Below are 2,099 nucleotides of genomic sequence, written 5' to 3'. Positions count from 1 at the left end.
ATAGCACTTGCTCAATGCTGATTACCTCATCGAGTTCATCCCAAAACAGATGCCAGGCCGCCACTCTCACCCGCTTTCGCTCCTTCAAGCTTGCTTTGGCTAAAATCTCCGACCATGCTGCTGGAAATTGCACGACCCTCTGATCTTTCAGTGTGACTACAATCATATCTCCTTTTGCGTCGGCACGTTCCAACTCAGGCAAATCAGTCCAATCGACACGCGGCCTGACCTTAGGCTTTTTTGTGCTTGGTTTTGAAGTTAACTCTGATGCTGTTCTCATAACAGTAAGTTTTGTATTATTCCATGACAAAAGTAATATTCTCTTTCAACGCCTTCTCTATCTTTTTAAGTTCGGTTCGCTTGTAGCCCGAACTATCCGCCAGTTCTATACTTCCATCTCGGAAAACCCAGTATTTGCAAAGCTTGTTACTTCCCTCGGCTATGTGCAAATGAAAAGGTTCATTGATCAAGTCATGAATAATCGAGAAGAAGGTCAGCCCGTAGATTTTCAAGAAAATTGGCATCGCAAATGAATTGATCTTTCCCGTTTAATCCAGCACCTCCACTTCCAATCCACTAGGCGCATTCCCCTGCGTATAAATTCGCTGCGTGGCTTTGATAAAATCTTCTGCATTAGCCTTATAAATGTTCTCGACGTACTTCTGAGGGTTCCGGTCGAAGAGCGGGAAGGCAGTACTTTGCACTTGCACCATGATTTTGTGGCCTTTCTTGAAAGTATGCAGCACATCCTGCAAGCGGAAATTCAATGGCGTGAGCGTATTAGCTTTCAGCGGCTCGGGCTTAGCGAAGCTATTACGAAAACGCGCCCGCATCACTTCGCTACGCACCATTTGCTGGTAGCCCGCCAGGACAATCTCATTGTCCACCATATAATCATGGTTCTTCTCGTCGTCGGGATAAACGTCGATCAACTTCACGAAGAAGTCGGCATCGGTACCCGTGGTACTGAAATTGAGCTTCGCCATAATTTCTCCACCCAGCGTAATGTCCTCGGTTAGAACGTCCGTTTCGAATACCAGCACATCGGGCCGGGTAGCGGCAAAGCGCTGGTCTTCCGACATGTAGTTGAAGGGCGTGAAGCCCGTCATCTGCGTCAGATCGTCCGTGTAAGGAACGGGTTTCATCGGGTCACTGAGGTACTCGATGTAGGCGCTGGCGGTCGTGGGTTTGTCGAAGCTCAGCTTACCGTCTTTGTGGAAGTACAGCGTTTTTTTCTTGGCCTGTGTGGCAGGCCATTTATCAAATTTGCGCCACTCGTTGCGGCCCGTGTTAAATAGATAAGCTTCGGGCAAACCCGTTTTGCCGTCTCCTGCGCCTTTCAGGAAGTGAGTAAAGAACTCGGTTTCGATATTTTTTTGGTAGAAGGTTGCCAGACTGTCGCCGAAATAAATATCATTGTGCAGGGTGTGTCCAGTTTCTCGCCCCCAACGTCCGTGACCGAACGGCCCAATTACCAGCGTGTTGTAGGCGTTCGGATTATTTTTCTCAATGGTTTTGTATGTATTCAGTGGCCCGTACAAATCCTCAGCGTCGAACCAACCCCCGACGGTCATGTAGGCCGAGGTGACGCCTTTGAGGTGCGGCAGGATATCGCGCTTCTGCCAGAACTCATCGTAGTTGGGGTGGTTCATCGTTTCGTGCCAGAAGAAATTATCTTTGTAATATTTGTCGAAATTCTTCAATGGCCCCATGTTCAGGTTGAAAGTATAGCCATCGGGTTTTGCCTGAATGAACTTGTCGGTAAACCACGATTGAGCCATCGGCTTAGGGTGCTGAATACCAAATACCGGGAAGGTACCATAGTACCCCTGCGTGAACGCGCCATTGTGGTGGAAATCGTCGAAGAAGAAATCGGCGATGGGCGCCTGCGGCGAAGATGCTTTTAAAGCCGGATGTTTGCTCAGTGAACTGGCCGTGGTATAAAAACCGGGATATGAAGTACCGTACTGCCCTACCCGACCATTATTATTTGGGACGTTTTTAAGCAAAAACTCGAGGGTATCGTACATATCCGACGCCTCGTCCACGTCGTTCTTTCCCTTCTTGTTGTCGATGTGCGGCGTCATGTTAGTCCAGGT

The 2,099-nt window shown here is 48.5% G+C and carries 3 protein-coding genes; all 3 read right to left on the bottom strand.

Annotated features, from left to right (window positions below):
* Positions 1–280 (bottom strand): DUF2442 domain-containing protein (locus ACEW8P_RS14760; RefSeq protein ID WP_373513845.1); only part of this gene is annotated, 280 nt, incomplete at its 3' end.
* 16 nt (positions 281–296) lie between these two features.
* Positions 297–512, bottom strand: coding sequence for a DUF4160 domain-containing protein (locus tag ACEW8P_RS14755; RefSeq protein ID WP_373513844.1), 216 nt, complete (start codon positions 510–512; stop codon positions 297–299).
* 36 nt (positions 513–548) lie between these two features.
* Positions 549–2,099: CocE/NonD family hydrolase (locus tag ACEW8P_RS14750; RefSeq protein ID WP_373513843.1), on the bottom strand; the 1,551-nt coding region annotated here is incomplete at its 5' end.

This window comes from Persicitalea sp., from assembly GCF_041751555.1.
Lineage (GTDB): Bacteria > Bacteroidota > Bacteroidia > Cytophagales > Spirosomataceae > Persicitalea.
Note: the sequence above shows the minus strand (reverse complement) of the source record. Positions and strands in the feature narration are given on the sequence as shown.